Here is a 3140-nt window from a genome sequence, read left to right as displayed (position 1 = left end):
GGTCGTGGTGGTGCGGGGAACGGGAGAGCGTCACTGGGGCGCCCGCCGCACGCTCCGGCCCCGGTCCCGCCGCAGTGGCGGGCGGCCCGGCGTGCCGGCAGGGGGCGGGTCACTGGAACGCCGCGTGGATCTCGTGTTCGGTCGCGGAGTGCGGGACGAGCAGGAGCTCGTCCCCGGCCCGCAGGCGGACGGCCGGGTCCGGCACGGTGGGCTGTCCGTCACGGACGATCGTGGCGACGACCGTCCCTTCGGGCAGCCGGATGTCGCCCAGAGCCCGGCCCACCGCTCCGGACCGCGGCGTGATGACCGTTTCGATGACGTCGATGCCGGCTTTGCTGAGCCGCAGCGCCTCCGTCAGCACCTGCACCGGATGGCCGCGGACGACTTCGTGGCGCAGCTCCACGTCCGGGTGTGCCGCGGTACGGCCCGCGACCGTCTCCGACAGCACGCGGCGGCACTCCCGCACCGCGGCGTCCTCGTCCAGGGCACCGAGGAGCGGCGGATGCCACACGTACAGCGCCCGCAGGAGCGCTCTGCGCAGGGCCGTCTCCTCGAACGCCACGTCCACCGCCGCGGCCGCATGCTCACTGCCGTCGACGCCGACCACGACGTACGCGGGCTGCTGAGCGATGTGCTCCGGCTCCGGCACGACCACGACCGGGCAGGAAGCGTGGGCGGTGAGCGGAAGCGCCACGGATGCGGAGGAGAACATCCCACGCCGTTTGCTCAGGTGCCAGGAACCCACCACGACCAAGGAGGCGCTCCGTGCCTCCTCGTGCAGGCCCCACGCCGGCTCCCCTTCCGCCAGCAGCGTCGACGTCTCCACCGTCGGCCGCCGGGACCACGAAGGAGGCCGCTTCCTTGAGTACCTGATCACCCAGGCCGTGCAGCGCCCGGTTCCATTCCTCACACGCACTCACCCGTGGCCCGAGGGCAGACGAGCGGCCGGCCGGCGGTTCCGTGCACCGTTCGGCCCTGGGCCGTGCGGGCCGTCCGACGAACACTGGAAGCAGAACACGCAGTACGACGACCACCCGTGCTCCGCCCCGTGATCGTCACCGGATCCGAAGGGACCGGTCCCATGAGCACGAAACCCTTGCCCCCGGCGGTACCTCCCGCCATGTCGCCGCCGGCCCATCCCGCGCGGCTGACCGCGGTCCTCGACGCACCGCTGTCCCGCTGGCTGTGGCTGGTGAAGTGGTTGCTGGCGTTCCCCCACTGCGTCGTCCTGTTCTTCCTGTGGGTGGCGTTCGTGGGAACCAGCGTGGTGGCGTTCTTCGCCATCCTCCTCACCGGCCGCTACCCCCGACCGCTGTTCGACTTCGGCACCGGCGTGCTGCGGTGGAGCTGGCGCGTGGGCTACTACGCCTACGGCACGCTCGGTACCGACCGCTACCCGCCCTTCACGCTCGCCGACGTCCCCGACTACCCCGCGCACTGGGACCTGGCCTATCCCGAGAGGCTGTCCCGCGGCCTCGTCCTGGTGAAGTGGTGGCTGCTGGCGATCCCGCACTACCTGATCCTGGGCTTCCTCCTCGGGGACGTCCGGGCCACCTGGTTCGCGGGTGGCCTCATCGGACTGCTCACCCTGTGCGCCGGGGTGGCCCTGGCCGCGACCGGCCACTACCCGCGCGGTCTGTTCGACCTGGTGGTCGGGCTGAACCGCTGGGTGCTGCGGGTGGCCGCCTACGCGGCCCTGCTCACCGACGTGTACCCGCCCTTCCGGCTCGACCAGGGCGGCGGGGAACCGGAGACGGCGCCATGACGGCGGTCCTCGTGCCGGCCTTCCCGTTCCCGCACGGCTTCGTCGGCCTGCCGGTGCGACCGCTGCCGGACGCCGGTGGCACCACCGCCGTCCTGGCCGACCGACCGCCGTCGCCGTGCCGAACCGCCCCGCGCATCCGCTCGGGATGGTGCCCTGGCCGAATCCGTGACCGACAGGCGATCGCCGTGGTCACCGACGCACCTGACCGGGAATCGACCTGGTTCCGGTCGCGTAGGTCCACGCCGGTCACCGCATCCGCGACCGGGCGGGCGGAACGCACCGTCGACGGGGTGACGTCATGAACGTACTCGTCGGATACGCGACCGCCCACGGTTCCACCCGGGCGATCGCCGGGAGAACGGCCACCGTCCTGCGGCACGCGGGGCTGGTGGCGGAGGCCAGGCCCGTGACCGAGGTCGAGGACGCCTACCGGGCGTTCGTCCTCGGCAGCGCCGTGCACGGGCAGAGCTGGCTGCGACCGGCCAAGGACTTCGCGCGGAACCACCTGGACGTGCTCGTCGCCCGCCCGGTGTGGATCTTCAGCGTCGGGATGCCGGCGGCGCTGCGCGGCCCGTGGCGACGCATGGCCCCCAAGGAACTGCCGGTGATCGAGAAGGATCTGCCGCCGGGCCTGGTGTACCGGAGCCACCGCCTGTTCTCCGGCGTCGTCGAACGGGACCAACTGCCCCGCACCGGACGTCTGCTGTTCCGCCTGGTGGGCGGACGGTTCGGCGACTTCCGCGACTGGGAGGCCGTCGACGCCTGGGCCGCGGGCATCGCCGGGGAGCTGCGAGCAGGTGGATGAGGGCGTCGACGCCGACCGGCCGTCCCCGCACCCGCCTGACCGCCTCCACTGGCGCGACGGCGCGGGTCCCGGCAGCGTGGAGGTGCGCGGAGTGACGACTGCTGAGTGAGGTGGCCATGCAATCCTCCGAGGTACCACGGGTGGTCGTGGGCGTGGACGGATCCCCTTCGTCGTACGCCGCCCTGCGGTGGGCGGACCGCTACGCGCGGGGCGTCGGCGGTGCCGTGGAGGCGGTCTGCGTCTGGGACACGCCGTCCTCCAGGGGCTGGAGCGGACCCGCGATCGATCCCGAGTTCGACCTGGGGCAGGCCAGGGAGCGTTTCACCCAGGAGTTGCACGCGGTCTTCCCCGACGGTCCTCCCGCCGGGCTGACGGAGCACCTCGTCGAGGGCGACCCGTCGGAGGTGCTGATCCGTGCTTCGGAGGGGGCCGCGCTCCTCGTCGTGGGCCGCCGGGGGCGGGGCGGCTTCGCCCGGGCGGTGCTGGGGTCGGTCAGCCAGCGCTGCGCCCAGCACGCGGCCTGCCCCGTCGTCGTGGTCCGCCAGGAGGACGATCCCGCCCGCTGACCCG

Annotated in this window: 4 protein-coding genes; 3 read left to right on the top strand and 1 reads right to left on the bottom strand. The window is 73.1% G+C overall.

Annotated elements, in window-relative coordinates; genetic code table 11:
• Positions 1-109: 109 nt before the first annotated feature.
• The gene (locus B7767_RS48435; protein WP_256923609.1) at positions 110-826 is read right to left on the bottom strand and encodes a universal stress protein; all 717 of its coding nucleotides are present in this window, start codon (positions 824-826) and stop codon (positions 110-112) included.
• Between the two features lie 255 nt (positions 827-1081).
• On the opposite strand from B7767_RS48435, the gene B7767_RS28835 reads away from it, so the two are divergent.
• The 3 genes from B7767_RS28835 to B7767_RS28820 all read left to right on the top strand — a co-directional run bounded on the left by B7767_RS28835 (position 1082) and on the right by B7767_RS28820 (position 3136).
• On the top strand, positions 1082-1765 hold the full coding sequence (locus B7767_RS28835; RefSeq protein ID WP_256923608.1) for a DUF4389 domain-containing protein: 684 nt from the start codon (positions 1082-1084) through the stop codon (positions 1763-1765).
• 298 nt (positions 1766-2063) lie between these two features.
• Positions 2064-2570: a flavodoxin domain-containing protein gene (locus B7767_RS28825; protein ID WP_085574727.1), complete on the top strand. Its 507-nt coding sequence runs from the start codon at positions 2064-2066 to the stop codon at positions 2568-2570.
• Positions 2571-2686: 116 nt separating this feature from the next.
• A complete protein-coding gene (locus tag B7767_RS28820; RefSeq protein ID WP_039986619.1) occupies positions 2687-3136 on the top strand; it encodes a universal stress protein in 450 nt (149 codons plus the stop codon).
• Positions 3137-3140 lie beyond the last annotated feature (4 nt).

The organism is Streptomyces sp. 13-12-16 (assembly GCF_002114215.1).
Taxonomy (GTDB): Bacteria; Actinomycetota; Actinomycetes; order Streptomycetales; family Streptomycetaceae; genus Streptomyces.
The sequence above is the reverse complement of the archived record's forward strand: the minus strand, read 5'-3'. Positions and strand labels throughout refer to the sequence as shown.

What these genes read in the sequence shown, in the direction of transcription:
- B7767_RS28820 (WP_039986619.1), top strand. Translation starts at nt 2,687, where the DNA reads ATGCAATCCTCCGAGGTACCACGGGTGGTCGTGGGCGTGGACGGATCC.
- B7767_RS28825 (WP_085574727.1), top strand. Translation starts at nt 2,064, where the DNA reads ATGAACGTACTCGTCGGATACGCGACCGCCCACGGTTCCACCCGGGCG.
- B7767_RS28835 (WP_256923608.1), top strand. Translation starts at nt 1,082, where the DNA reads ATGAGCACGAAACCCTTGCCCCCGGCGGTACCTCCCGCCATGTCGCCG.